The organism is Kribbella sp. NPDC003505, from assembly GCF_040610875.1.
Taxonomy (GTDB): domain Bacteria; phylum Actinomycetota; class Actinomycetes; order Propionibacteriales; family Kribbellaceae; genus Kribbella.
The window spans coordinates 73252-99306 of the sequence record NZ_JBEXNA010000017.1; the positions used below are offsets into that span (position 1 = coordinate 73252).

19 protein-coding genes and 4 pseudogenes are annotated in these 26055 nt (G+C 70.6%); 13 read left to right on the plus strand and 10 right to left on the minus strand.

Going from position 1 to position 26055, the window contains the following annotated elements; translation table 11 throughout:
- Positions 1-35: 35 nt before the first annotated feature.
- Positions 36-1679 (plus strand): S8 family serine peptidase, encoded by a 1644-nt coding sequence (locus ABZX12_RS39465; protein ID WP_355700594.1) that lies wholly within the window; start codon positions 36-38, stop codon positions 1677-1679.
- Here the strand turns inward: ABZX12_RS39465 and ABZX12_RS39470 are convergent.
- The 5 genes from ABZX12_RS39470 to ABZX12_RS39490 form a co-directional block, all read right to left on the minus strand.
- Positions 1676-2803 carry a nucleotide pyrophosphatase/phosphodiesterase family protein gene (locus ABZX12_RS39470; RefSeq protein ID WP_355700595.1) on the minus strand — a complete coding sequence of 376 codons (1128 nt, stop codon included), beginning with the start codon at positions 2801-2803 and terminating at the stop codon, positions 1676-1678. The genes ABZX12_RS39465 and ABZX12_RS39470 overlap by 4 nt on opposite strands.
- Before the next feature lie 4 nt (positions 2804-2807).
- A complete protein-coding gene (locus tag ABZX12_RS39475; RefSeq protein ID WP_355700596.1) occupies positions 2808-3419 on the minus strand; it encodes a DUF5998 family protein in 612 nt (203 codons plus the stop codon).
- 68 nt (positions 3420-3487) lie between these two features.
- The gene (locus tag ABZX12_RS39480; RefSeq protein WP_355700597.1) at positions 3488-5128 is read right to left on the minus strand and encodes an FtsX-like permease family protein; all 1641 of its coding nucleotides are present in this window, start codon (positions 5126-5128) and stop codon (positions 3488-3490) included.
- A 5-nt stretch (positions 5129-5133) separates the two neighbouring features.
- Complete coding sequence (locus tag ABZX12_RS39485; RefSeq protein ID WP_355700598.1) at positions 5134-5868, minus strand: ABC transporter ATP-binding protein; 735 nt, start codon at positions 5866-5868, stop codon at positions 5134-5136.
- Between the two features lie 108 nt (positions 5869-5976).
- Entirely contained in the window at positions 5977-7026 is a 1050-nt protein-coding gene (locus tag ABZX12_RS39490) for a P1 family peptidase (RefSeq protein ID WP_355700599.1), read from the minus strand.
- A gap of 60 nt (positions 7027-7086) precedes the next feature.
- On the opposite strand from ABZX12_RS39490, the gene ABZX12_RS39495 reads away from it, so the two are divergent.
- Positions 7087-7599, plus strand: coding sequence for a DUF2087 domain-containing protein (locus ABZX12_RS39495; RefSeq protein WP_355700600.1), 513 nt, complete (start codon positions 7087-7089; stop codon positions 7597-7599).
- Between the two features lie 108 nt (positions 7600-7707).
- Here ABZX12_RS39495 and ABZX12_RS39500 read toward each other — a convergent pair whose 3' ends face one another.
- A complete protein-coding gene (locus ABZX12_RS39500) occupies positions 7708-10404 on the minus strand; it encodes a GNAT family N-acetyltransferase (RefSeq protein WP_355700601.1) in 2697 nt (898 codons plus the stop codon).
- Between the two features lie 35 nt (positions 10405-10439).
- Here ABZX12_RS39500 and ABZX12_RS39505 point away from each other — a divergent pair, with 35 nt between their 5' ends.
- The 4 genes from ABZX12_RS39505 to ABZX12_RS39520 are packed head-to-tail and all read left to right on the plus strand — an operon-like array spanning position 10440 to position 14216.
- Positions 10440-11492, plus strand: a complete 1053-nt coding sequence (locus tag ABZX12_RS39505; protein ID WP_355700602.1) for an SLC13 family permease — start codon at positions 10440-10442, stop codon at positions 11490-11492.
- A gap of 10 nt (positions 11493-11502) precedes the next feature.
- The gene (locus ABZX12_RS39510; RefSeq protein WP_355700603.1) at positions 11503-13203 is read left to right on the plus strand and encodes an AMP-binding protein; all 1701 of its coding nucleotides are present in this window, start codon (positions 11503-11505) and stop codon (positions 13201-13203) included.
- The gene (locus ABZX12_RS39515; protein ID WP_355700604.1) at positions 13204-13971 is read left to right on the plus strand and encodes an ABC transporter permease; all 768 of its coding nucleotides are present in this window, start codon (positions 13204-13206) and stop codon (positions 13969-13971) included. It abuts the gene before it with no gap.
- Complete coding sequence (locus ABZX12_RS39520) at positions 13968-14216, plus strand: DUF2630 family protein (protein WP_355700605.1); 249 nt, start codon at positions 13968-13970, stop codon at positions 14214-14216. Before ABZX12_RS39515 ends, ABZX12_RS39520 begins: the two co-directional genes overlap by 4 nt.
- On the opposite strand, the gene ABZX12_RS39525 is transcribed toward ABZX12_RS39520, so the two are convergent.
- From ABZX12_RS39525 to ABZX12_RS39540, 4 genes and pseudogenes are all read right to left on the minus strand, one after another.
- Positions 14213-14635: a TIGR03667 family PPOX class F420-dependent oxidoreductase gene (locus ABZX12_RS39525; protein WP_355700606.1), complete on the minus strand. Its 423-nt coding sequence runs from the start codon at positions 14633-14635 to the stop codon at positions 14213-14215. The genes ABZX12_RS39520 and ABZX12_RS39525 overlap by 4 nt on opposite strands.
- A 23-nt stretch (positions 14636-14658) precedes the next feature.
- Positions 14659-15060: a CoA-binding protein gene (locus tag ABZX12_RS39530; protein WP_355700607.1), complete on the minus strand. Its 402-nt coding sequence runs from the start codon at positions 15058-15060 to the stop codon at positions 14659-14661.
- A 2-nt stretch (positions 15061-15062) separates the two neighbouring features.
- A pseudogene (locus ABZX12_RS39535) lies at positions 15063-15700 on the minus strand (response regulator transcription factor).
- The gene (locus ABZX12_RS39540) at positions 15697-16959 is read right to left on the minus strand and encodes a sensor domain-containing protein (RefSeq protein ID WP_355700608.1); all 1263 of its coding nucleotides are present in this window, start codon (positions 16957-16959) and stop codon (positions 15697-15699) included. The pseudogene ABZX12_RS39535 and the gene ABZX12_RS39540 overlap by 4 nt, the downstream one beginning before the upstream one ends.
- A gap of 108 nt (positions 16960-17067) precedes the next feature.
- Between ABZX12_RS39540 and ABZX12_RS39545 the strand changes: the two genes are divergently transcribed.
- The 7 genes and pseudogenes from ABZX12_RS39545 to ABZX12_RS39575 all read left to right on the plus strand — a co-directional run bounded on the left by ABZX12_RS39545 (position 17068) and on the right by ABZX12_RS39575 (position 26012).
- Entirely contained in the window at positions 17068-17835 is a 768-nt protein-coding gene (locus tag ABZX12_RS39545; RefSeq protein WP_355700609.1) for an ABC transporter ATP-binding protein, read from the plus strand.
- Positions 17835-19772, plus strand: coding sequence for an FtsX-like permease family protein (locus ABZX12_RS39550; protein WP_355700610.1), 1938 nt, complete (start codon positions 17835-17837; stop codon positions 19770-19772). The genes ABZX12_RS39545 and ABZX12_RS39550 overlap by 1 nt, the downstream gene beginning before the upstream one ends.
- A gap of 138 nt (positions 19773-19910) precedes the next feature.
- Positions 19911-20519 (plus strand): annotated as a pseudogene (locus ABZX12_RS39555) (DNA gyrase subunit A); the annotation flags it as partial.
- A gap of 39 nt (positions 20520-20558) precedes the next feature.
- Positions 20559-21173 (plus strand): annotated as a pseudogene (locus ABZX12_RS39560) (LAGLIDADG family homing endonuclease); the annotation flags it as partial.
- A 390-nt stretch (positions 21174-21563) separates the two neighbouring features.
- Positions 21564-23621 (plus strand): annotated as a pseudogene (locus ABZX12_RS39565) (DNA gyrase subunit A); the annotation flags it as partial.
- 4 nt (positions 23622-23625) lie between these two features.
- Entirely contained in the window at positions 23626-24330 is a 705-nt protein-coding gene (locus tag ABZX12_RS39570) for an LppX_LprAFG lipoprotein (protein WP_355700611.1), read from the plus strand.
- On the plus strand, positions 24327-26012 hold the full coding sequence (locus ABZX12_RS39575) for an MFS transporter (RefSeq protein ID WP_355700612.1): 1686 nt from the start codon (positions 24327-24329) through the stop codon (positions 26010-26012). Before ABZX12_RS39570 ends, ABZX12_RS39575 begins: the two co-directional genes overlap by 4 nt.
- The last annotated feature ends 43 nt before the right edge of the window (positions 26013-26055 follow it).

Sequence of the window (26055 nt, forward strand, 5' to 3'; positions counted from 1 at the left end):
TTGGGTTCTGAGCCCCGGTTCAGCTTGAATGGATCGTGCGCAAAGCTCTGCTCGTCGTCCTCGCGGCCGTCCTGACGGTCGCCTCCGCTACCCTTCCGGCCGGTGCCGCGCCGGTCCGGTCCGAGGCGGGTCTGCGGGCGTACTTCGTGATCACCGCTCCCGGGCAGACCGGCAAGGTCACCGGCGCGATCACGCAGAACGGCGGCACGGTCTACGCGACGTACGACGCGATCGGCGTGATCGTCGCGCACTCGGCGACGGCCGGTTTCGCGGACCAGCTGCGCGGTGTCGACGGCGTCGAGAAGGCCGGCGCCACCCGGACGTCGGACCTGCCCGCGGACGTCGCGAACCCGGCGATCCCGCAGGCGGTCCCGGAGACCCAGACGACGCAGGTCGAGACCGACCGTTCCGACATGTCCCAGATCGGGGCGGACCGCGCCTGGGCGAAGAACCCCGGCTCGAAGAACATCACCGTCGGCGTGCTCGACACCGGCGTCGACGACCTGCACCCGGATCTGAAGCCGAACTTCGACGCCACCCGGTCGGCGTCGTGCGCGTACGGCAAGGTCGACACCCGGCCCGGCTCGTGGCGGCCGGTCGGCGAGCACGGGACGCACGTGGCCGGCACGATCGCCGGTGCGAAGAACGGGATCGGCATGGTCGGGGTCGCGCCCGGTGTGAAGGTGTCCTCGATCCGGGTGGCCGAGGCCGGCAGCCAGTTGTTCTTCCCGGAGAACACGGTGTGCGCGTTCATGTTCGCCGCCGACAAGGGCGTGTCGGTGACCAACAACAGCTACTACGTCGACCCGTGGCTGTTCAACTGCCCGAGCGACAAGGACCAGGACGCGATCGCGGAGGCGGTCCGCCGCTCCGTCGCCTACTCCGACAGCAAGGGGGTGGTGAACGTCGCCGCGGCCGGCAACGAGGACTACGACCTCGCGAACAAGACCGACGACGTGTCCAGCCCCGACGACTCGACCGCGACCGACCGCCAGGTCACCAACGACTGCATCAGCCTGCCGACCGAGCTGCCGAATGTGACTGTGGTCGCCTCGGTCGACCCGACCAGCGCGAAGTCGCCGTTCTCGAACTTCGGCGAGAACAAGATCAACCTCGCCGCCCCGGGCCAGGCCGTGTACTCGACGGTGCCCGGCGGCGGCTACAAGATCCTCGAGGGTACGTCGATGGCGTCGCCGCACGTCGCGGGCGTCGCGGCCCTGATCCGCAGCGCCGACCCGAAGCTGTCGCCGGCCCAGGTCCGCGCGCGGCTCGCCCAGCAGGCCAACGACCTGGCCTGCCCGCCGGCCGCCTCCGGCGAGTGCACTGGGTCCGCGGGCAACAACTCGTACTACGGCGAGGGGCTCGTCGACGCGGCCGAGGCGGTCGGCGCCGCGGAGGCCCAGCCGCAGGGCGCGATCTCGATCACCGAACCGTCCGAGCAGCTCGGTGTCGGCGGCATCCCGGCGATCCCGCTGCTGATGAAGGGCACCGGCGGCACCGGCGACATCAGCTACTCCGCGACCGGCCTGCCGCCCGGCCTGACGATCGACCCGGAGCGCGGCTGGATCACCGGCGTGCTGACCCCTGGCGCCGGTCGCTACAAGGTCACCGTCACCGCCCGCGACGGCGAGGCGAAGACCGCCAGCACGAGCTTCTTCTGGGACGTCTGGAGCTTCTAGGAGCCCGCGTCGACGAGGAGCGGGATCTCCATCTCGTCCGCGGTCAGCGAGCCGTGCAGGCCGATCAGCCCGGCCTCTTGCGCGGCGCGCTTGCTCGCGACCAGTGCGACCGGTCCGAGCGTCGCCACGATGACATCTCCGAGTCGTGGCGTCACCCGGTCCTCGACGAGCGGGCCGAACCACCCGCGCGCGATCGCCTCCGACCGCGGAAGCACCAGCGCCTTCGCGCCGAGCCGCTCCCGGTAGACGGCGAGGACATCGGCCTCGGCACCGGGCACGCAGTACAGGTGCCGGAACCTCGACTCGCCGCCGACGAGGGACACGCCCTCGGTCAGCGCGGGCTCCAGGTCCAGGTCCACGCGGTGCTCGGGCGCGACATCGACCATGCCGTGGTCGGCGACGACGATCAGCACTGCGTCCCGGGGCAACGCCGACCGCACCTGCTGCGCGAAGGTGTCGGCCGCGGTCAGCTCCTTCTGCCACTGCCAGGAGTCGCAGCCCTGCTGGTGGCCGATGTAGTCCAGCTGTGAGTCATACACGTACACCAGCGACGATTTGCCTTCCCGGCTCGCGAATCGGGTCGCGTCCAGGCGGTCCTCGACCGTGTCGGCCCCGCGGTGCGCACTCCCCCGGAACGCGGCGGCGGTCAGCCCTGAGCTGTCGAACCGCGCCTTGCTCACGTTGCGCGTGGCGACGCCCGCCGCCGCGGCGCGGTCGAAGACCGTCCCGTGCGGCTGCCAGCGGCGGGGATCCACCGGGGCGTCCCAGGCCAGCGCGTTCAGCAGCGCGCCGGTCTCCGGGACGATGGACGTGTAGCCGACGATGCCGTGCGCGCCCGGCGGCAGCCCGGTGCCGAGGCTTGTCAGGCTGACAGCGGTCGTCGACGGCACGCCGGCGGTCAGGCTGCGGCTCGCCGGCATCAGCGACGACAGGTACGGCGCGGCTTCGCTGTAGCGCTGCAGGAGGTTCCAGCCGAGGCCGTCCAGCAGCAGGACGGCATACCGCGAGGCGGGTGGCAGGTCGAGCAGGTTCGTCTCGCCCGGCACCGACAGCGCGCCGGCCACCGAGGGCAGGACGTCGGCGAGCGCGCCACCGCCGTACTGCGGGGCAACCGGCAGGATCACGGCGCTACCTGCTGGTCGCGAAGGAGAGGGCCTTCGCGAACTCGAGCACCTGCTGGATGCCCGCCGGGCCGTCGGCCGCGGCGCTGATTCGCAGCGAGATGTCGTCGGCGGCGACGGACCCGGTGTAGCCGTGGTCGGCCTCGCAGTTCGGGTCGGCGCAGACGGCCGGCTCCAGGTCGATCCGGTTCACCATGCCCCAGCCGATGGTCAGCACGACCTCGCCGCTGCCCGCCACCGCGGGATCGGCCTTGCCGGTGGCGTAGCCGGCCGGGTTCGGCACGACGCGGTTGACGACAACGGCGTTCACCCGGTGCAGCGGGATCGCCTCGGTCGAGGTCGACGCATACGGCGCGCGGATCAGCTCGTCGGCGGCGTGCTCGTCGGTGTGGCCGACGATCAGCCGGGTCGGGGTGAGCGCCAGGATCGTGATGTGCCGCCGGACCTCGTCCCGGTCGAACGTCGGCTCGTGCTGCAGCACGTAGGCCCGGATCGGCTCGCCGGCGATCGCCACCTCGAGCGAGTCGGTCACCACGTCGGGGTAGTAGCCGCACCGATCGATCGCCGCGCGCAGGTCGGCGGACGCATCGGTGAGCTCCGGTGCATTCAGGTCACGCATGCCCTCATCCTTGCACGACCGCGCCCCGGAGCGGCCCACCCAACACCTGCACCTGTGGACAACCGCGATCAGTTCGCACTTGCCTTCCGCAGCACGGGCGCACCGGCCGTACCGGCGAGCGTGACCAGGACGAGGCCCGCGACGACCTGTCCGAGCAGCAGCAACACCCCGGAACTCCCGTCGGTCATCACCTTTCCGCCGCTCAACGCCAGCCCGCACAACGCGCCGAACCCGACGACGGGCAGGCCGACCCCCACGACAGGCACGACGGCAGCCAGCCGCGCGGCCCGTTCGATCACCGACAGCGGCACACCCGAGCGCCGCAACGCCCGTGCGGGAGCTGCCTGGTCCAGCGCCGTACCGACTGCGCCCGCGGCGGTCGAGGCGGCCACGGTGAGGAACACCAGCGACAACAGCAATGCCACACCGATCCGCATGTCGTTGAAGCTCGGGTCGTCCTTGCCGGGCGGCATGAACACCGAGATGAAGCCGGTGACGAAGCCGGACAGCACGAGTGCGGCCACGGGCCGGAAGGCGCCCTTCGGGTCGTCGACCAGTCGCCGGCCGGCCAGCAACATCACCGGACCGTTCGCCGCCTTCGCCATTGCCTTGCCGACCAGTTGCACCGCCCACGGTCCGATGATCCGTATGGCGAGTGCGGCGAACCCGACCCCGATCAGCAACGGCAGCACGGCCGCCTGCATCCCGTAGTACGCCAGGATCACCGGACCGATGACCAGGAGCCCCAGCCGCAGCACGCTGAGGCCCTTGCGAGTCTGGCCGCGTACGACGCCCAGCGGCGTGATGCTGACGCGCCCGAGCCCGATCAGCGCGCTGATCACGGACAGAACGGGTACGGCGGCGAGTACGACGAGCACTGTCCACCACTGGACCGTGATGTCGCCGACGTACCAACGGCCGCCGCCGAGCGGGATCCGCGCGATCAGCGGACTCAGAACCGTGTAGCCGACCAGACCGACGACTGCACCGGCCAGAGCGAGCACGGCTTGTTCTACTGCGCTCAGCCAGAGCACCTGGGTCCGGGTGGCGCCGGCGAGGCGCAGTGCGGCCAACCGGTGCTCGCGACGCTTCGCCGCGACACCAGCGGCCTGTCCGACGAGGCTGAGGATCGGGAACAGCACGAGGGTGATGCCGAACGCCACTGCGATGAGCAGGCCGAGCATGCGACTGTCCCAGACCTTCTCGTGCCAGGTGCTCACGTACTGCGGGTGCTCGTCGGCAGGGATGGTTTCGACGCCGCGGATGACGATGAACTCCTCCGGCGACGACAGTCCCTTGTCGCTGATCACGCCGGTCGGCTTGTCGACGCCGTACTCCTTGCTGAGGCTGGACCAGTGCTTCGCGACCTCCGGGGACACGAAGACCTCTCCGGCTTTGGGTGTGTGGTCGAGGCCGGGCGGCGGCGCCAGCTCGTTGGGCTTGAGCGTGGCCAGTTCGAGGACTGTGAGGTGGTGGCCGTCGACGCGCTGGTCGTCGTCGAGCTTCATCGTTCCGATGGCAGTCCCCGGATCGGCCTTGTCGCCGCTGCGCCACCCGATCCGCTCGGAACGCTGCGACAAGCCGAGCGATCCGGCGATCAGGAACGTGACGAGCAGCGCGACCACCGCGGTCGCACCGAACGCTGCCAGGTTCGCCGCCCGCCCACCCGGCCCCGGCCGCCGCACGAACCGCAGCCCCAGATCAGTCATGGGGTTCACGGCCGCACCCCCGGCCCGAGCGGTCCGGCCGTCGGAGCGAAGCCGGTCCCGTCGCTGACGCGGCCGTCGACGATGTGGAGGGCTCGGTGGCAGCGAGCGGCAACTGCGTTGTCGTGGGTGACGACGACTACCGCGGCGCCGCGGTACGTGGCCGCGCCGACGAGCAGGTCGATGACCTGGGAGCCGGTGGCGGCGTCCAGTGCGCCCGTCGGCTCGTCGGCGAACACCACCTGCGGCTCCCCGACCAGAGCCCGCGCGATGGCGACCCGCTGGGCCTGCCCGCCGGACAGCTCACCGGGACGACGGCCCACCTCGGCAGCAAGCCCGACCTGGGCCAGCGTCGTACGCGCCCGTCCGATCGCCTCGTGCCGGCTCAGACCGTCGACCATGAGCGGAAGGGCGACGTTCTCGTCCGCGGGGAGCTCGGCGAGCAACTGGTTGTCCTGGAACACGAAGCCGAGACGACGGCGGCGCAGGACCGTCCGGGCCGCGTCGTTCAACTGGTCGACACGTTCACCGCCCAGCCACACCTCGCCCTGGTCCGGCGTGAGGATGCCGGCGAGCAGATGCAGCAGGGTGGTCTTGCCGTTACCGCTCGGGCCCATGACCGCGAGCGCTTCGCCGGAACGGACGGCGACGTCGACACCGGCCAGGCCGACCACGCTGCCGTAGTACTTGACCAGGCCGTGACCGCTGAGCACGACCTGGGGCTGGGGACTCTGAAAGTTCATACCGCAGAGCCTTCCGGGAACGGCGACGGCGATCGTCGGCCCGCGGACCGGTCTTGCCGTCGCCTTCCGGCGCCTTTCGACTGTGCGGCGTACGACCCAGGTCGTACGTCAGTCGGTCCGGAACGCCGACGGATACGCGTCGCGGTAGCTCAGGATCGCGCCCGCCGGGGTCTGCACCGACTCGGCGTTGAGCATCGCGTGCACGATCGCCCGCGACAGAGTCCGCGCGCCGGCGGCGAACACGGTCTCCAGCTGACCGATCGCGGCCGGATCGGTCACGCTCAGCCGCGGCTCGCCGGCCGGTCCGGTCGACAGCGCGAAGATGCTGTCGCCGTCGACCAGCGTGTGGATCGGGTCGATCGCCCGGGCCAGACCGTCGTGCGCGACCATCGCCATCCGTTGGGCGGCGGCCTTGTCCAGCCCTACGTCGGTGGCCACGACCGCGATCACGGTGTTCATCGAGGGCCCGGGGATCAGGTTGCGCCCGGGCGCGGCGGGCGGTGCCGGCTCGACCGGCGTCCGCAGCTGACCGAACTCGGCGCCGAGGCCGAGGCGGGCGCCGTACAGGTTGCCGTCGGCATCCACCGTGGAGCCGGCCGCGTTCACGATCACCAGCGCGCCGACCGTCGTCCCGTCGTCGAGCCGGACACTGGCGGAACCGACGCCGCCCTTCAGGGACCGGGCCCGGGCGCCGGCCCCCGCGCCGTGATTGCCGAGGGCAACAGGTCCGTCGGTGGCGGCGTCGAACGCGTCCGCTCCCCAGGACGGCTCCGGACGGGCCCTGAAGTCGCCGCCGCGGGCGAGGTCGAAGATCACCGCGGCCGGCACGATCGGCACCACGTCGTACTCGCCCTGGCCGACGCGGACGCCTTCGCCGCGCTCCTCGAGTCGGCGCATCACGCTGCCGGCGGTGTCGAGCCCGTACGCGCTGCCGCCGGTCAGGACGACCGCGTTCACACCGCCGTTGGAGTTCACCGGTGCGAGCAGGTCGGTCTCGCGGGTGCCGGGCGCGCCGCCGCGGACGTCGACGCCGGCGACGGCTGTCCCGGGGGCGTGGACGACCGTCGTACCGGTCAGGTACGGCGGGTCGACACGCTCGACCTGGCCGACCAGGATTCCGGGGACATCGGTGATCGCGTTGTGCGGGCCAGATTGCATGCCGACGATCCTAGAGGCGCGACCTCCAAATCCGGTTGCGGGCCGCACTAGCGTGAAAGCATGAACGCCGATCAGCTCTGTGGTCTGCTGGCCGAACCGTCGAGGTTGCGGACGTACTCCGCGATCGTCCTCGGCGCCTCCACTCCCGAGCAGGTCGCCGGGAGCACGGGGCTCGCCGCGCCGGTCGTGGCGAAGGCGTTGCAGCGGCTGACCAAGGGCGGGCTGATCGCGGCGAGCCGGGACGGGTTCACGGCCGACGAGGGCGCGTTCAAGGACGCCGTGCGGGACAGCCGGCCGGAGTGGGTGCCACTCGATCCCGACCCGGCGCGGGACAACGTGCTGAAGTCGTTCATCCGCGACGGGCGGTTGACGCATTTCCCGACGTTCCCGGACAAGTACCGGGTCGTGCTCGAGTACATCGTGCAGGACTTCGAGACCGGCCGCGCGTACCCCGAGCCCGAGGTCAACGAGATCCTCAACCGCCGGCACCCCGACCACGCAGCCCTCCGCCGCGGTCTCGTCGACGCCCGGCTTCTCAGCCGGAACAACAGTATCTACACCCGCTCGGCCTGAGCTGGGTGCCAGCTCGACAGGACGTATCCGCCCACGACGCCTGATCGCCGGTGCCGCTGAGCGTGAACTCGGGCAGGCCGGCCGGACACGTCCTGTCGAGCTGCCACATCAGGTGAGGCGGCGGGCGGGCGTGTCCTGCCGCGGCTTCTCGTTCGGCGCGATCCGGACCCGGGTGTCCAGCACGGTGGCGCCCTGGGCGGAGACCAGGACCGAGCGGAGGTCCAGGCGGACAACCTCCTCGAGGTCGAGGGTGAGCCTCGAGACACGGTGCAAGAGGTTCTCGATGGCGGAGATGTCCACCGGGTCGGAGCCGCGGTAGCCGTACAGCAGCGGGGCCGCCTTCACCTCGCGGACCATCTCGGCCGCGTCCCGCGTGGTCAGCGGCGGCATCCGGTACGAGCGGTCGCCGAGCAGGTCGGTGGCCACGCCGGACAGACCGAAGGTGACGACCGGCCCGAACGACACGTCCTCGATCGTCGAGATCACCACCGGCACGCCGGGCGGCGCCATCTTCTGGACGACGAACTGCGCCCGCCCCGGGTCCGACGCGACCCCGAAGGTGCGGGTCATCTCGGCCCACGCCGCGCGCATGTCGTCCTCGTCGTGGATGTGCCGCCAGATGTCGGCGAGGTCCGGCCGCATCCGCCACTGCTCCGCGGTCGCCTTCAGGATCACCTCGAACCCGAGGTCCGCGGCCCGGTCGACGGCCTCGTCGGCGCTCAGCACCGGAAACGCCGGCAGCACCGAGATGCCGTAGAAGCTCAGCAGCCGCTGCCGATCGGCGTCACCCAGGTCCGCGCCGCCCGGGTGCCGCTGCAGGAACTCCGCGACGAAGTCCTCTCCCCCGGCGGTGTCGATGTCCGGCAGGTCCGGGATCCGGCTGTCCGCGTGGCGCCGCCACTCGGCGTACTGCGTCGCCTTCGCCAGCGCTCCCACGGCGTACTGCGGGTTGAGGAACGACGGGATCGAACCGCGGGCCGCGCCGCCGTCCTCGTCCGGCACCCGCAGCTGTTCGGGCACGCTTCGGGAGGCGAGGAACGTCGACACCACCGGCTTGTCCGAGCCCGCGGCGGCCGCGGCGAGCACCTGTGCGACCTCGCCGCCGTTCGACTGCACCGGCGGCGTGTAGATCACCACGACCGAGTGCACCTTGTCGTCGGCGAACACCTCCGACAGCGCGAGCCCGAAGTCCGACGCGGTCGCGTCGGGGCTCAGGTTCCGCGGCTCGCCTGCCACGTCCAGGCCGCAGCCGGCCATGGTGTCGAGCGCGAGCAGCGTCAGCGCGTCGGAGTTCGAGACGATCGCGACCCGGCGGCCCTTCGGCAGCGGCTGGTGCGCGAGCAGCTGGGCGACGTCGAACAGCTCGCCGGTGGTGTCCACCCCGATCAGGCCGCTCTGCCGGAACATCGACTCGATCGTGGCCGGCGGCAACTGGCTGCGCCGGACCAGCTGCCCGACCGGCACACCCTGCGTCGCGCGGCCCGACTTCAGCGCGATCACCGGCTTGCGGCCGGCCAGCCGCCGCGACACCCGGCTGAACTTGCGCGGGTTGCCGAGCGACTCCAGGTACAGCAGGACGACCTCGGTGGCCTCGTCGGAGTACCAGAACTGCATCAGGTCGTTGCCGGACACGTCGGCCCGGTTACCGGCCGAGACGAAAGTGGACAGGCCCAGACCGCGACCGACCATGTCGGCCAGGATCGGCACCCCGAGCGCGCCGGACTGGCAGAAGAACGCCACCCGGCCCTTGCTCGGCATCAGCGGCGACAGCGTCGCGTTCAGCGAGACGCCGCTCGCGGTGTTGATCAGCCCGAGCGCGTTCGGCCCGATCACCCGCATGCCGTACGAGCGGGCGAGGCCGACCAGATACCGCTGCCGCTTACGCCCCTCGTCGCCGATCTCGGCGAAACCGCTGGAGACCACGACGAGCCCGCGCACCCCCTTGGCGGCACAGTCCAGAACGACGTCGGCAACCATCTCCGCCTTGACCGCGACCACCGCGAGGTCGACCGTGCCGTCGACCTCCCGGATCGTCGGATACGCCGGAACGCCCTCGATCTCATCGGCCTTCGTATCGGTGTTCACGGCGTACAACCGGCCCGGGAACCCGCCGTCGCGGAGGTTGCGCAGCAGCGCGTTGCCGATCGTGCCCTCGCGGCGGCTCGCGCCGATCACCGCGACGCTCTGCGGCGTCAGCAGCCGCGCGATCGACAACGCCTCGGAGCGCTGCTCGCGGGCCTGCATCACCCCGAACGACGTGTCGGTCGGCGCGATGTCGAACTCGACCATGATCACGCCGTCCTCGAACTCCCGGGCGACCTTGTAGCCGGCCTCGGTGAAGACCGTGATCATCTTCCGGTTGTCCGGCAGCACCTCGGCGACGAAGCGGTGGATGCCGTTCTCGCGGGCGGCCTGGGCGAGGTGCTCGAGAAGCAACTGGCCGAGCCCGCGGCCCTGGTGCGCGTCCTCGATCAGGAACGCGACCTCCGCCGTCCGGCGGCCGGTGCCCTCGTAGCGGCCGACGCCGATCATCTCGTCACCGACGGTCACGATCAGCGCCAGGCGCTGGTGGTAGTCGACCTGCGTGAACCTCGCCACATCCTGCTCGGACAATTCGGGATACGGGGCGAAGAAGCGGTAGTACTTCGACTGTTCGGACACCCGGGCGTAGAACGCCACCAGCAGGCCCGCATCGGCCGGGGTGATCGGGCGCAGATGCGCGGTTGCGCCGTCCCGCAGGACGACGTCGGCCTCGTACTCCGCCGGATAGCCGTCCGGCAGCTGCTGGTCATACTGGTCCGGCACCTGGCAAGCGTACTCAAACCCACCCGGTGGAGGTGATGAATTTGGTCGAGCGGATCGCGCCCGTGCTGGTGTTCCTGATCGCGGTGACCGTCATCGCCGAGCTGGCCGACCAGGCCAAGGTCTTCGACGTCGCGGCTCGCGAGGCGGCGCACCTGGCGCGCGGCCGGGTGTGGCGGCTCTGGCTGCTCGTCGTCGCGCTCGCCACCGGCCTCACGATCGTGCTGTCGCTCGACACCTGCGCGGTGCTGCTGACCCCGGTCGTGCTCTCGATGGCCCGCCAGCTCGACATCCCGCCGAAGCTCTTCGCGTTCACGACCGTCTGGCTGGCCGGGACGGCGTCGCTCCTGCTTCCGGTGTCCAACCTCACGAACCTGCTCGCTGTGCATCCGTTCCGCCGGCTGGACGTCAGCTACCTGTCGGTGAGCTGGCGCCCGGCGATCGCGGCGATCGTGATCACGGTCGCGGTGCTGGCGGTGCTGTTCCGCCGCGACCTCCCGCGCCGGTACCTCGTCCCGCCGACACCGGCGGTCGACGACAAGGTCCTGTTCTGGGGCTCCGCGGCCGTCTGCCTGCTGCTCGGCCCGGCGTTCGTCTCGGGTATCGAGGTCGCCTGGCCGGCGAGCATCGGGGCGGTCGTCCTGGTCGTGCTGTTCGCCGTCCGGCGGCGCAGCGTGCTCAGGTGGTCGCTGATCCCGTTCAAGCTCGTCGGCACCGTCGTGGTGCTGTTCACCGTCGTCGGCTTCCTGAGTTCGCACGGGCTCGAGGACATCCTGCGCCGCATCGCCGGGACCACCTCCGAGCTGCGGCTGAGCGCGACCGCCGCGCTCGGTGCGAACCTCTTCGACAACCTCCCGGCGTACCTCGCCATGGAGCCGGTCGCCTCGGACACCCCGCACCGCATGCTCGCGCTGCTCATCGGCGTCAACTGCGGCTGCCTGCTGACCCTGTGGGGTTCCCTCGCCACCCTCCTGTGGCGGGCGCGCTGTGACGCCGCCCGGGTCGACATCTCGTGGTGGTCGTTCCTGTGGCGCGGACTGATCCTCACGCCACTCGTGGTGACCGGAGCCGTTCTCGCCCTGAATGGGTAGTGTGCGACTCATGGCGACGGAGCAGAGCACTTCGGAGGTCACCCGGGAGTTCCGGGCCGCCCGGGACTTCCTGGTGGCGCATCGCGACGACTACGAGACGGCGTACCGGGACTTCCGCTGGCCGGCGTTCGAGCGGTTCAACTGGGCGCGCGACTGGTTCGACGCGCTCGCCGTCGAGCAGCCCGAGGTGGCCGCGCTGACGATCGTTGAGGAGGACGGCGAGGTCAACCGGCGGACGTACGCCGAGATGGCCGAGCGGTCCCGCCAGGTGGCCGGCTGGCTGACCGAGGCCGGCTTGCGACCGGGCGACCGCGTACTCATCGTGCTGGGCAACCAGGTCGAGCTGTGGGAGACCATGCTCGGCTGCATCCGGGCGGGGGCCGTCATGATCCCCGCGACCACGCTGCTCACCGACGCCGACCTCGCGGACCGCATCACCCGCGGCAACGTCCGCGCGGTCGTCACCAGCGGCGCCGACGCCGGCCGGTACGCCGGGATCGCGGACCACTGCATCCGGGTGGCCGTCGGGGAGCCGGTGGAAGGCTGGATGGCCTACGCCGACTCGATGATCTACAACGGCCCCGTTCCTGAGGTCGACACCGCGGCCGACGACTCGCTGCTGCTGTACTTCACCTCCGGTACGACGAGCCAGCCGAAGCTCGTCGAGCACACGCAGGTCAGCTACCCGGTCGGCCACCTCTCGACGATGTACTGGATCGGTCTGCAGCCCGGCGACGTCCACCTGAACGTGTCGTCGCCCGGCTGGGCGAAGCACTCGTGGAGCAACGTGTTCGCCCCGTGGAACGCCGGTGCCACCGTCTTCCTCTACAACTACACGCGGTTCGACGCCGAGAAGATGCTGCAGGTGCTGCAGGAGTACGTCGTCACCACGTTCTGCGCACCGCCGACGGTGTGGCGGATGCTGATCCAGGCCGACCTGTCCGCGGTCGAGGTCCAGATCCGCGAGTGCATCTCGGCCGGTGAGCCGTTGAATCCCGAGGTGATCGAGCAGGTCCGGGCCGCCTGGGGCGTCACGATCCGGGACGGCTACGGCCAGACCGAGACGACCGCACAGATCGGCAACCCGCCCGGCCAGCCGGTGAAGCTCGGCTCGATGGGCCGCCCGCTGCCCGGGTACAGCATCGCGCTGATCGACCCGGCGACCGACGAGATCGGCGACGACGGCGAGATCTGCATCGAGCTCGCGCCCCCGCCGGTCCCGCTGATGCGCGGCTACCGGGACGCCGACGAGATGACCGCCGAAGTGATGCGGAACGGGTACTACCACACCGGCGACGTCGCGAGCCGCGACGAGGACGGCTACATCACCTACGTCGGCCGCTCCGACGACGTGTTCAAGGCCAGCGACTACCGCATCTCGCCGTTCGAGCTGGAGTCGGTGCTGATCGAGCACCCGGCGGTGGCCGAGGCCGCCGTCGTGCCGTCGCCCGACCCGGTGCGCCTCGCGGTGCCGAAGGCGTACGTCGTGCTCGCGGCCGGGCACGAGCCGTCCCGGGAGCTGGCCGGCGAGATCCTCGCGTTCTGCCGCGAGCACCTGGCGCCGTACAAGCGGATCCGGCGGCTCGAGTTCGCCGAGCTGCCGAAAACGATCTCGGGCAAGATCCGCCGGGTCGAGCTGCGCGCGGACGAGGCGGCGAAGGTGCAGAGCGGGACCGGCGGCCAGACGTACGACGAGTCCGACTTCCGGTAAGTGTCCTTTCACACCGGGCTCGGCTGGGCCGCCGTCGTCGTCCTGCCGCTGCTGATCGCGCTCGGAGTCGGGGCTTCGCGATACGCCGGGCTCCGGCACGACAAGGGCATCGTCACGGCGGCGTTGCGCGCTGTCGTGCAGCTTGCGGCGGTCGGGGCCGTCGTCGGGGTCGCGCTGCAGCACACCCTCGGGGCGATCGCGTTCGTCCTGCTGATGTTCGTGGTCGCGACGGTGACGAGCACCCGGCGGATCCAGCACACCCTACGGATCCCCCGCCAGTGGGCGTACTGCGCGGCATCGATCGGCAGCGGCGCGTTCGTCGTACTGCTGCTCCTGATCCTGCCCGGTGTCGTCCCGCGGAACCCGGCGAGCATCCTGCCGATGGGCGGAATCATCGTCGGCGGGGCGATGACCGCGACCACCCTCGCCGGCCGCCGGGTGCTCAGTGAGTACCGCAACCGCTACGGCGAGTTCGAGGCGGGGCTGTCGATCGGGCTGCTGCAGCCGGACGCGTTCAAGCTCGTCGCCGGGCCGGTCGCCGGTGACGCGTTGCTGCCCGCGCTCGACCAGACCCGCACCGTCGGCCTCGTCACGCTGCCCGGCGCGTTCGTCGGCATGGTCCTCGGCGGCGCCTCACCGACGCAGGCGGCCGCGCTCCAGCTGGTCGTCCTGATCGGGCTGGTGGCCGCCGAGGCGCTGGCGATCCTGGTGCTCACCGAGCTGCTGTCGCGCGCGGCCCTTCCGGACGGGCGTACCGTTTCCCCATGAACGACGACAAGAGCATCTTCAGCCGGATCGACGAGCTGGTGTCCGAGGAGCACGAGCTGCGCTCCAAGCACGCCGCGGGACAGGTCGACAACGCCGACGAGCAGACCCGGCTCCGGGCGCTCGAGGTCGAGCTGGACCAGTGCTGGGACCTGCTCCGCCAGCGCCGCGCCAAGCGCGAGTTCGGCGAGAACCCCGACGACGCGCAGGCCCGCTCGAGCGACACCGTCGAGGGCTACCTGAACTAGAAACCCCTCAGTTTCCCGGGAGTGATCCGGACCAGCACCGAGTAGTCCTGGTGGAACTGGTCCGGAGTCATTCCGAGGCCGGCGATGTCCGCGGCGTACTTCGTGTTGTACGCCGTCAGCGCCGCGCCGTCGATCGGCTTCGCGTCGATCACCGCCGTACCGGAGATCACGCCCACGTCTCCCCCGGTGTGCGTCGCGTTGAAATGGACGGCGACCTGCGGATGGGCGGCGATGTTGCGCAGCTTCGCCGTGCCGGGCTGACTGCTGATCAGCAACTCGTCGTCGTGCCAGAGGAACCACACCGGTGTCGGCGCCGGCGTCCCCGACGGCGCCACGGTGGTCAGCCAGATCACCCGCTCGTCACCCAGCTGCCGTGCGATCCGCCGGCCGAACCCGGTCGAAGTGTCGATCGTGAACATCGGTGCCCTTCAGGAGGTCGGTGTCAGGTAGGGCCGAGACGGCCCCACTCGATCGCCGGGCAGCGATCCATCACCATCATGAGACCCGCGGCCGTCGTCCGTGCGTAGGCGTCCTGATCCACTACATCGAGCTGGAACCACACGGCCCGGGCGTTGATTCCCACCGCCTGGTCCGCGATCGCCCCGGCCAGCTCGGAGCGCACGAACACGTCCACACAGTCCACCGCGAACGGGATCTCCGCGAGCGTCGCGTACCCCTGCTCGCCGTGCACCGTCTCCGCCGCGGGATGCACCGGCACGATCCGCTTCCCGTGCCCCTGCAGGAACCGCGCCACGCCGTACGCCGCCCGGCTGGTGTTGTTCGAGAGCCCGACCACGGCCCAGGTGTCGCACTCGGCCAGGATCCTGCGGATCGCCTCGTCCATCACTAGCCCCTCAGGTAGGTCAGTACCGCGGACACGCGCCGGTCCAGTCCATCATCCAGCTGCAGCTTCGCGAAGATGTTGCCGACGTGTTTGCGGACGGCGGCCTCGCTCACCACGAGCTGCTCGGCGATCGACGCGTTCACCCCCCCTCGGCCATCAGCGCGAGCACCTCCAGCTCGCGCGGTGTGAGCGCCGTCAGCGGCCCGTCGTTGCGCCGCCGGGCCAGCAGCTGCCGGACCACCTCGGGATCGACCACGGTTCCGCCGTCCGCGACCCGGTCGAGCGACTCGAGGAACTCCGCGACATGGCCGACCCGGTCCTTCAGCAGGTACCCGATACCGCCGGTCGTTGTCTCGAGCAACGACGAGAGGTAGGCGTCGGCGACGTACTGGGAGAGCACCAGGATGCCGATCGCGGGCAGCTCGGCCCGGATCGCCGCGGCCGCGCGCAGCCCTTCGTCGCTGTGCCCGGGCGGCATCCGGACGTCGGTGATCACGACGTCGGGCGGATCCTTGCGGACGACGGCCAGCAGCGTGTCCGCGTCCCCCACGGTGTCCCGTACGTCGTGCCCGGCGCGATCCAGGATGCTGGCCAGGCCCTCGCGGAGGAGCAGCGAGTCTTCGGCCAGCACGATGCTCAATCGCCGAGTCGGCACGGGCACTCCATTCGCAGTCGGGTCGGTCCACCGGGTGGGCTGTCGACGTCGAGTGTGCCTCCCAGGGCGTCCAACCGGGTCACGAGCCCGGTCAGACCGGTCCCGGCACCGAGTCGCGCGCCTCCCACGCCGTTGTCCTGGATCGTGATGACGAGCCGGTCGCGGTCCACCCGGCCGGACACTTCGCACGTGGACGCCTGGGCGTGCTTCGCGACGTTCGCCAGTGCTTCGCTGACGACGAAGTACGCCGCGGCCTCGATCGGGCCCGGCAGCCGGGCCGGGATCGACAGTTGCAGCGTGACCGGCAGCGGCATCCGGTCAGCCACCTCCTGGACAGCCGCCTCGAGCCCGTGATCGACCAGCACCCGCGGATGAATGCCTCGAACCGCGGCCCGCAGGTCCGCCAGCGCCGCTTCCGCCTCGGCGTGCGCCTTCACCACCAGGCGCCGCCCCTCGCCGTCCGGCAGATCCAGCTCGGCCAGCCCCAGCGTCATAGTGAGCCCGACCAGCCGCTGCTGGACGCCGTCGTGCAGGTGCCGCTCGATCCGCACCCGCTCGGTCTCGAACGCGTCGACCAGATCCAGCCGGGACCGGCGCAGCTCGGCGAGATTGCGTTGCAGCTCCTCCTGCCGCGGTCCGAGCATGGCCTTCGCGAGTGAAGCCTGGGCGCCGGCGACGACCCCGATCAGGTACGAGCTGACGACGTAGAACACCGGTCCGAACAGCAGCAGGAACAGCAGCCCTTCCCGCGCCGTGTCCATCGTCCACGGCCCCATCCCCATCTCGTCCCCGTCCGCGATGACCGGCGCCGCAAGCGTCGTCACCAGCACGGTCGCGCTGATCCCGGCGAAGAGGGCACTCAGCGGCCAGACGACGGTGCCGAGCACGAACCCGTACCCCAGCGCCCGCATCGACGCCTGCTCGCGCCTGCGGAACGTGAGCCTCGCCCGGGTCGTCAACCCGGCCGGCAGCTTCGCGTGCGGGCTCTTGATGCCGTCGACCAGCATCAGCCCGGCCCGCCGCCGCTCCACCGAGCCGATCCCCGCGCCGATCAGCGGGAACGCCGTCAGCATCAGAATCCCGATCAGGATCGGGCTCAGCAGCGCGCTCAGCCCGGCCAGTCCGACCAGGACCACGATCGACATCACACCGATCGGCACGGACGTGAACAGGTACGCATAGCTCCGCCACGGCCACGAGGAGATCAGGTAGCGCGGCGACGCCAACGCGGCCCACACGGTCATGCCTCAACCCTAGGGCGGCGGCCGTCCGCCGGGCGGTAGCGTGCGCGCTACTCCAGGTCTCCCGCGCAGGCCAGGGCGCGAACCGTCGTACGGCGGTTGGCTGGCACCATGACCGCTGCCGCGCCCATGTCCACCTCCGCCGCGCCGATCGAGCCGCCTGCTCTGGTGCTGGACGGAATCACCAAGACGTACCGTTCCAAGGCCGGAGCGGTCGACGCGCTGCGCGGGGTGACCTATCACTTTGCGCGGGGCTCATTCACCGCGGTGATGGGTCCGTCGGGCTCCGGCAAGTCGACGCTGCTGCAGTGCGCGGCGGGGCTCGACCACCCGACCACGGGGACCGTCGTACTCAACGGAGTCACCCTGCTGGGGCTGAACGAGGTCGAGCTCACGAAGCTGCGCCGGGCCGAGATGGGGTTCGTGTTCCAGGCGTACAACCTGCTGCCGTCGCTGACCGTGTACGACAACGTGGCGCTGCCGCTGCGGCTCACCGGTCGTCGCCCGGCGCGCAGCGACGTACTACGTGTGCTGGAGCAGGTCGGTCTGGACGGGAAGGCGAAGCGGCGGCCGGCCGAGTTGTCCGGCGGGCAGCAGCAGCGGGTCGCGATCGCGCGGGCGCTGATCACCCGGCCGTCGGTGTTCTTCGCCGACGAGCCGACCGGCGCGCTGGACAGCGGCACCAGCCGCCAGGTCCTCGGACTGTTGAGAGAGGCAACCGACCGAGCCGGGCAGACCGTGGTGATGGTCACCCACGACCCGGTCGCGGCGGGGTACGCCGAGCGGGTGCTGTTCCTGTCCGACGGACTCCTCGCCGGCCACCTCGACCGTGCCACGCCCGCGCAGATCGCGGCGGCGATGAGCGAGCTGGAGCGGTGATGTGCTCGCTCAGCCGGCAGACCGTCCGCCGGAACTGGTCCCTGTACGCCGGATCGTTCGTCGCGCTGGCGGTCGGGGTGTTCCTGCTCGGGCTGGCCGCGACCGCGACGGCCGCGACGATCGCGTACCACGGTCCGGCCTCGGCCAGTATCGCCGTCACCACGCTCGGCGGCGACGGTACGCCGCCCGAGCGGGTCACGGTGCCGCTGTCCGACGCGGACGTGTCCGGCCTGCAGACCGTGCTCAGCATGGTCGGCACGCTCTGCGGTTTCATCACGATCTTCGTGATCGCCAGCACGTTCGCGTTCGCCGTGGCGTCGCGGCGGCGCGAGCTCGGACTGCTGCGGCTGATCGGCGCCACGCCGCGGCAGATCCGGCGGATGGTGCTCGGCGAGGCACTCGTCGTCGCGCTCGCCGCTTCGCTCGCCGGGGCGTTCTTCGCCCAGTTCGCGACGCCGTTGCTGCTGCGCAAGGCGTCGTACACCGAGCTGGCGCCGGTGAAGCTGGAGCCGGCGTCGCCCTGGGTTCCGCTCGCCATCGCGGTCGGGGCCGGGTTGCTCGTGGCGATGCTCGGCGCCCGTTCGGCGGCGCGGCGCGCGGCGCGGGTCGCACCGGTCGACGCACTCCGCGAGGCCGCGCTGGAGCCGCCGCGGATCGGGCCGGTGCGGATCGTGTTCGGGGTGGTGTTCCTGGCCGGCGCGATCGCGATGCTGACGCTGATCAGGCCGTCGAGCGGCGAGGGCGCCGTACCGCTCGCGATGTTCACGCCGATGGTGCTGGTGATCGCGCTGACGCTGCTCGCGCCCCTTGTGGTGCCGCCAGTGGCGCGCCTGTGGGCAGTCCCCGTCGTCGCGTGGACCCAGGCGTCGGGCCGGTTGGCGCGCAGCAACGTGCTCGCCGCACCGCGCCGCAGCGCGTCCCTGGCAGCCCCCATCCTGGCGATCTCAGCGATCGCCGGCTCGATGGTGCTCAGCCTGAGCTTCGCCGCGGACAGTGCCGAGGCGACGATCCGTGATGCTGTTCGCGCCCCGATCGTAGTGACTGGAGCGCCACCTGCTGACGCCCCCGGAGTGAAGGCGGTGGATGCCGGGCTGCCTGTTCAGCTGGTGCGGGTTGCGGCCGATTACGCGGAGCTGGAGGACGCGGAGGGGATCGATCCGGCGATCGCCTCGCAGACGCGGGATCTGCGGGTGCTGTCCGGTGACCTCGGGAAGCTCTCCGGGAACACTGTTGCCGTCAGCAAGGAGATGTCGGGGTTCGAGGGGTACCGGGTCGGGGACGAGGTCTCGGTGGTGTTCCTGGACCGGGCGGCGGTCGAGCTGCGGGTGGTCGCGGTCGTGAAGGACGCGTTCGGGGTGAACCCGTCGTTCCTGATCCCGCTCGACGTGGCGCGTCAGCACTCGCCGGGCACGCAGGTCGAGCGCAGCTTCGTGCTGCCGGCCGACGGCACCGATCCCGCCGAGCTCGTCCACCGGATCCCCGGCGCGGAACTGGCGACCGGCTGGGAGGCGGACCAGGCGGTCGGCGTACGGAAAGGAAACCAGCTCGGCCTGGTCATGCTCCTCGGCCCGGCCGCGCTCTACAGCGCGATCGCGATCGCCAACACGCTGCTCATGGGCAGCCTGCAGCGCCGGCAGGAATTCGTCACGTCCCGGTTGCTCGGAGCGACGCCGGCGCAGATCCGGCGGATGGTGCTCTGGGAGTCCGCCCTGGTCGGCGCGGTCGCGCTGAGTCTCGGAACCGCGATCACCGTCGCCGTCGGGATCCTGATCCGGCACGCGATGACGGCGGGCGTGGCCGACGTACCCGTCACGGTGCCGTGGGGCGTGCTGCTGGGGATCGGCGCGCTTTGTCTGACCCTGGCGGTAGGGTCCGCCCTGGCCCCGACGACGTACATCCTGCGCCGGTCACAGCCCGCTGCAGCGGTCGAGTCATGATGGACCAGACCGCTCGGCGGCCGGAGATCGGACGCCGGGCGGGTCGTGGCCGGGCAAACCGCCGTTCACCAGGGACAATGGGCACGGCGCCGACCGTCGCGGCGCCGGACCGCTTGATCGAGGAGTTCGTAGACCCGCATGGCACGCCGTACCAGCACCGCCGAACCCGAGGACTTCGAGGAGCACATCCTCGACATCGACGTCTCCGACGAGATGCGCACCAGCTACCTGGAGTACGCCTACTCGGTGATCTACTCCCGGGCGCTGCCGGACGCGCGGGACGGGCTGAAGCCGGTCCAGCGGCGGATCCTGTTCTCGATGGCGGAGAACAACATCCGCCCCGACCGCGGCCACGTGAAGTCGGCCCGCGTCGTCGGCGAGGTGATGGGTAAGTACCACCCGCACGGCGACGGCGCGATCTACGACGCCCTGGTCCGGACCGCGCAGCCGTGGTCCATGCGGGTGCCGCTGATCGACGGCCACGGCAACTTCGGCTCGCTCGACGACGGCCCGGCCGCCATGCGGTATTGCCTGACTGGCAACACCCGCGTGCGACTCGCGGACGGCAGTTCGCCCAGAATCGCCGAGTTGATGAACCTGCCGGAGAACTCTGAGGCGTACCTTGACCTCGAGGTCCTCGACAAGGACGGCAAGCCGGTCCGTGCGACCAAGTTCTTCAACTCCGGTGTTCACCCGGTGAAGAGACTGGTGACGAAGAGCGGCCATTCGCTCAGTGGCAGTCACAACCACCCCGTGCTGTGCCTGGTGCCGGTAGCCGGCGTGCCAATGTTCCAATGGCTGCGTCTGGACGAAATACAGCCCGGCACCGTGGTCTGCCTCGCGCGCAACGCCTGGACCACAGCCGTTCCGATGGCTCATGAGATGACGCTCGGCACATTGTTCGGCGCCTGGGTGTCCGAAGGATTCGCTTCCACGGAGCGGGCCGGATTCAACAACACCGACCCGGAGTACTTCGAGTACGTTCTCGCCGCGTACGACGCTGTGGTCGGCGGCCCCCGCTACGTGTACTCGAGGAAGACACGCCGATCAGAGCGCACGATCCACGAGCTCGACATCCAGAACATGACCGCGTTCCGGGAAAGCCCGCTCGCTCAGCTGATCGGGTTCAAGGCGGCTGAGAAGCACGTGCCAGAGGCCGTTTGGAGCGGCACGGTAGGCCTGAAGCGGGCCTTCCTCATGGCGTTGTACGAAGGTGATGGTGGAGTCCGCCAGGCCAACGACGCCTCGATGACCATTCAGTACTCGACCTACAGCCGAACCTTGGCCGGCGAACTGCAGGAGCTTCTCCTCGAGTTCGGCATCCACAGCAACCTGACCCACTACGAGCGCGGCGAGTACCGTTTGGTGATCTCCGGCCGGCACAACATCCATGCGTTCGGCGAGCGGGTCGGCTTCCTGGCGGCCAAGCGGCACAAGCTTCAAGAGCTGTTGCGCGAGGCCCCCCGGTACACTCATCGGCTGACCCGCGACCACGCGCCGTACGTCGCGGACTTCGTGCGGGATTCGCTTGGCGACGGCCGGGGTACCGGAAAAAGCTGGCTTCTGAATCACAACTTCGATCGCTTCGAGCGCTGGCAGACGGACCGCAGCCTGCTGGTGAGCAAATTCAAAGACGCCGAGATCCTCGGCGTCGTCGCGCCGATCATGGACTCCGGCTATCGCTTCGTCGAGGTCGCCGCTGTCGAGGATTGTGCGCCTGAAGCCGTGTACTCGATCAGAGTGGACAGCGAGGACCACTCCTTCCTCGCCGGTGGCTTCGTCAACCACAACACCGAGTGCCGGATGGCGCCGCCCGCGATGGCGATGACCACCGGGCTGGACGAGGACGTCGTCGACTTCAAGCCGAACTACGACGGCCAGGAGACCGAGCCGTACGTACTGCCGGCCGCCTTCCCGAACCTGCTCGTCAACGGCGCCGCCGGGATCGCGGTCGGGATGGCCACCAACATGGCCCCGCACAACCTGGTCGAGGTGATCCAGGCGCTGCGGCACCTGATCAAGACGCCGGAGGCCGACCTCGACGACCTGATGCGGTTCGTCCCCGGACCGGACCTGCCGACCGGCGGCAAGATCGTCGGCCTGGACGGCATCAAGGACGCCTACGCGAGCGGCCGCGGCAGCTTCAAGATGCGCGCCACCGCCCGGATCGAGAACGTCACCCCGCGCCGCAAGGGCATCGTGGTCACCGAGCTGCCGTACTCGGTCGGCCCGGAGAAGGTGATCGAGAAGATCAAGACCCTGGTGCAGAGCAAGAAGCTCCAGGGCATCGCCGACATCAAGGACCTCACCGACCGCACTCACGGCACCCAGCTGGTGATCGAGGTCAAGAACGGGTTCGTCCCGGAGGCGCTGCTCGAGCAGCTCTACAAACTGACCCCGCTCGAGGACGCGTTCCACGTCAACAACGTCTGCCTGGTCGAGGGCCAGCCGCGGACGCTCGGTCTCAAGGAGCTGCTCGAGGTCTACCTCGAGCACCGGTACGACGTGACCCGGCGGCGCAGCGAGTTCCGCCGGAAGAAAGCGCAGGACCGGCTGCACATCGTCGACGGCCTGCTGATCGCGATCCTGGACATCGACGAGGTCATCCAGGTGATCCGCAGCAGCGAGGACTCGGCCGAGGCGCGGTCCCGGCTGATCGAGATCTACGACCTGTCCGAGATCCAGGCGAACTACATCCTGGACATGCCGCTGCGCCGGCTGACGAAGTACTCCAAGCTCGAACTGGAGACCGAGAAGGGCGAGCTGGAGCGCGAGATCGAGGCGCTGACCGCGATCATCGAGGACCCGAAGCTGCTCCGCAAGACGGTGTCCGACGAGCTCGCCGAGGTCGCGAAGACGTACGGGACGCCGCGCCGGACCGTGCTGCTGGAGTCCTCCGGTGCGGCCAAGACGGCCGCCGTGCCGCTCGAGGTCAGCGACGACCCGTGCTGGATCCTGATGAGCTCGACCGGGCTGCTCGCCCGGACCAACGGCGTGGAGCCGTTCGGTCCCAGCGAGTCGCGCGCGAAGCACGACGCGATCGTGTCCGCGATCAAGAGCACTGCCCGCGGGCAGTACGGCCTGATCACCAGCGCCGGCCGGTTGATCCGGCTCGAGTCGCTCGACCTGCCCGCCGTGCCGACGACCGCGAACGCGCCGAACCTGCAGGGCGGTGCGCCGATCGCCGAGTTCGTGTCGCTGGAGCCGGGTGAGCGGGCGCTGGCGCTGACCACGATGGACCCGGACTCGGTCGGTGTCGCGCTCGGGACCGCGGGCGGCGTCGTGAAGCGCGTCGTGCCGGACCACCTGAGCAACCGCGACTCGTGGGAGATCGTCGGGCTCAAGGACGGCGACGAGGTCGTCGGGGCGATCGAGCTGACCACCGGCGAGGAGGAGCTCTGCTTCATCACGTCGGATGCCCAGCTGCTGCACTTCCCGGCGTCGGCCGTGCGGCCGCAGGGCCGGACCGCGGGCGGTATGGCCGGCGTCCGGCTCGCCGCGACGGCGAAGGTGGTCTTCTTCGGCGCCGTCGACACCGCACGCGAGGCGCAGGTGGTGACGATCGCCGGCTCGTCGTCGGCGCTGCCGGGGACCGAGGTCGGCGCCGTGAAGGTGACGCCGTTCAGCGAGTACCCGGGCAAGGGCCGCGGGACCGGCGGTGTGCGCTGCCAGCGGCTGCTGAAGGGCGAGGACGGGCTCCTGCTCGGGTACGTCGGCACCGCGCCGGTGAAGGCCAGCGCGAGCAGCGGCGCACCGGTGGAGCTGCCGCCTGTCGACCCGCGGCGGGACGGCTCCGGCGTGCCCGTGGCGCAGCCCATCGCTGCGTGCGCTTCCGATCTGGCAGGCTGACTCCGTGAAGAGAGTGCTCGCGCTCGGCGCGATCGTCGTACTCGCGGTGGCTGGCTGCACCGACAAGAAGGACTCGGGTGGCGGAGGCCAGTCCGGCGGTGACGCGGTCGCGCTGCTGACGGACGCCAAGAAGACCATCGACGAGGCCTCCAGCGTGCACATCGTGCTGACCGGGCGCGACCTGCCGGACAACGCGCAGACACTCGGCAGCGGTGACGGCGTCGCGACGCACGCACCGGCGTTCAAGGGCAAGCTGACGGTCCGCTCGTCGGGTTCGCCGATCGACGCCGAGGTGGTGGCGGTCGGGAGCAAGGTCTACGCGAAGGTGTCGTTCGCACCGGCCTTCATCGAGCTCACGCCGTCGCAGCTGGCCGGGCTCGGCGCACCGGATCCGGCGGTCCTGCTCGATCCCGCGAAGGGCCTGACCGCGGTCCTGCCGGGCCTGAAGGACCCGAAGGTGAAGGGCGAGACCCGCGAGGGCTCGAAGGTCCTCACCGAGGTCACCGGCTCCGTCCAGGGCAAGTCCCTGCAGGGCATCTTCCCGAAGGCGCCGGCCGACCAGGACTTCCCGAGCACCTTCAAGATCGACAAGGACACCAAGGAACTGGTCTCGGCCACCATCACCGGCCCGTTCTACTCCGGCGCGACCAGCAGCTACGACGTCACCCTGGACAAGTACGGCGAGAAGGTCGAGATCACCGCGCCGTGAGCACGGCGAGGACCCGTCTCACGCTGGCGTCGGTCGCCGTTGCGTTCGCGGCGGCGGACACGTACGTCGTCGTCCTCGCGCTGCCGGACATGATGGCCGGGGTCGGGTTGTCGGCCGACGAGCTGCAGCGGGCGGCGCCGATCATCTCGGGGTTCCTGCTCGGGTACATCGCCGTCCTGCCGCTGATCGGCCGGATCGCGGACGTCGCCGGGCGGACGCCGGTGCTCGTCGGGTCGCTGTTGCTGTTCGCGGTCGGGTCCTTGATCACGGCCGGCGCCTACGACCTGTCCCTGGTGGTAACCGGTCGGTTTCTCCAGGGCGTCGGCGGTGGCGGGCTGGTTCCGGCCACGTTGGCGCTGGTCGCCGACCTCTGGCCGGCGGAGCGGCGCGGCTTGCCGCTCGGCGTCGTCGGGGCGGTGCAGGAGCTGGGCTCGGTGCTGGGTCCGCTGCTGGGTGCCGCGGTCCTCGCGGTGGCCGACTGGCGCTACATCTTCTGGCTGAACCTGGTGGTGGCCGTCGTCCTCGCGCTCCTGCTCCGCGGGCGCTGGCGCCCCAGGGTCTCGGAGGCGGTCGGCCTGCTCGCCTGCATCGCACTCGGCCTCACGCTCACCGCGCCTGATCGACTCGCCTCCGGCGTCACGCTCGGACTGCCCTTCGTGCCGTTCACCGGGACGTCCCGCCTGCTCACGCCGATCGGAGTCGCCGCGCTGGTGCTGGCGCTGATCTGGCTCGGCCTCGTGCTGCGGCGGGCTCGCGGCCACCTGGCGGAGGTGCTCTCGCAGGTCGATCTGGTCGGCGCGGTGCTGCTCGCGCTCGCACTGGCCGGTGTCGTGCTGGCGTTCGCGACAGCCGATCCCGAGCGGGAGCTGATGTCGCCCGCCGGGCCGTGGTTGCTCGTCGCGGCCGTGCTGTTCGCGGCCGGATTCGCTGGGTGGCAACGACGTACGGCAGCTGCGATCGTGCCGCGTGGGTTGTTGGGTGGTCGTCCCGCGTGGGGTGCGCTGGTGGTCAGCTTTCTGATCGGGTGCGCGTTGATCGCGGCGCTGGTCGACGTACCGGTGTTCGCTCGCACGACCCAGGGCGGCGGGCAGTTGGCGGCTGCGCTGGTGCTGCTGCGGTTCCTGATCGCGCTGCCGGTCGGCGCGGTCGTCGGCGGATGGCTGACCCGGCGGTACGGGCTCGGGCTGATCACGGGCGCCGGGCTCGGGCTGTCCGGCGCCATGTTCGTGGTGATGGCGTTCTGGAGCCGTACGGCGCTCGATCACTGGCCGGCGACCGTCGTCCTGCTCGTCTGCGGTTTCGGGTTCGGGCTCGCGTTGTCGCCGGTCAACACCGCGATGCTCGGCGCGACGCCCGCCGACAGCCACGGACTGGTCAGCGCGCTCGTGGTGGTCGCACGGATGGTCGGCATGCTCGTCGGCGTCTCGGCCCTCACCGCCATCGGCCTGCGCCGGTACTACGCGATTGCCGAGGGCATCAAATCGCCGAACGAGCTGTGCCCGGACTCCCCCGGCAACTGCCGGCCGTTCGTGGACGCGCTGCGCGACGCCGCCGTTTCACAAGTTCACGCGATCTTCGCCGGCGCCGCCGTCTGTGCGTTCCTCGCCGCCGGCCTCGGGGTCGTGCTGCTCGGCCGGCGCGGCGCCGGGCACGGCGCCCGGCGTGGTGCAGCGCACACATGATGATCATCATGAGGGACAGGCGTCTCAGGTCGCGTACCGTAAA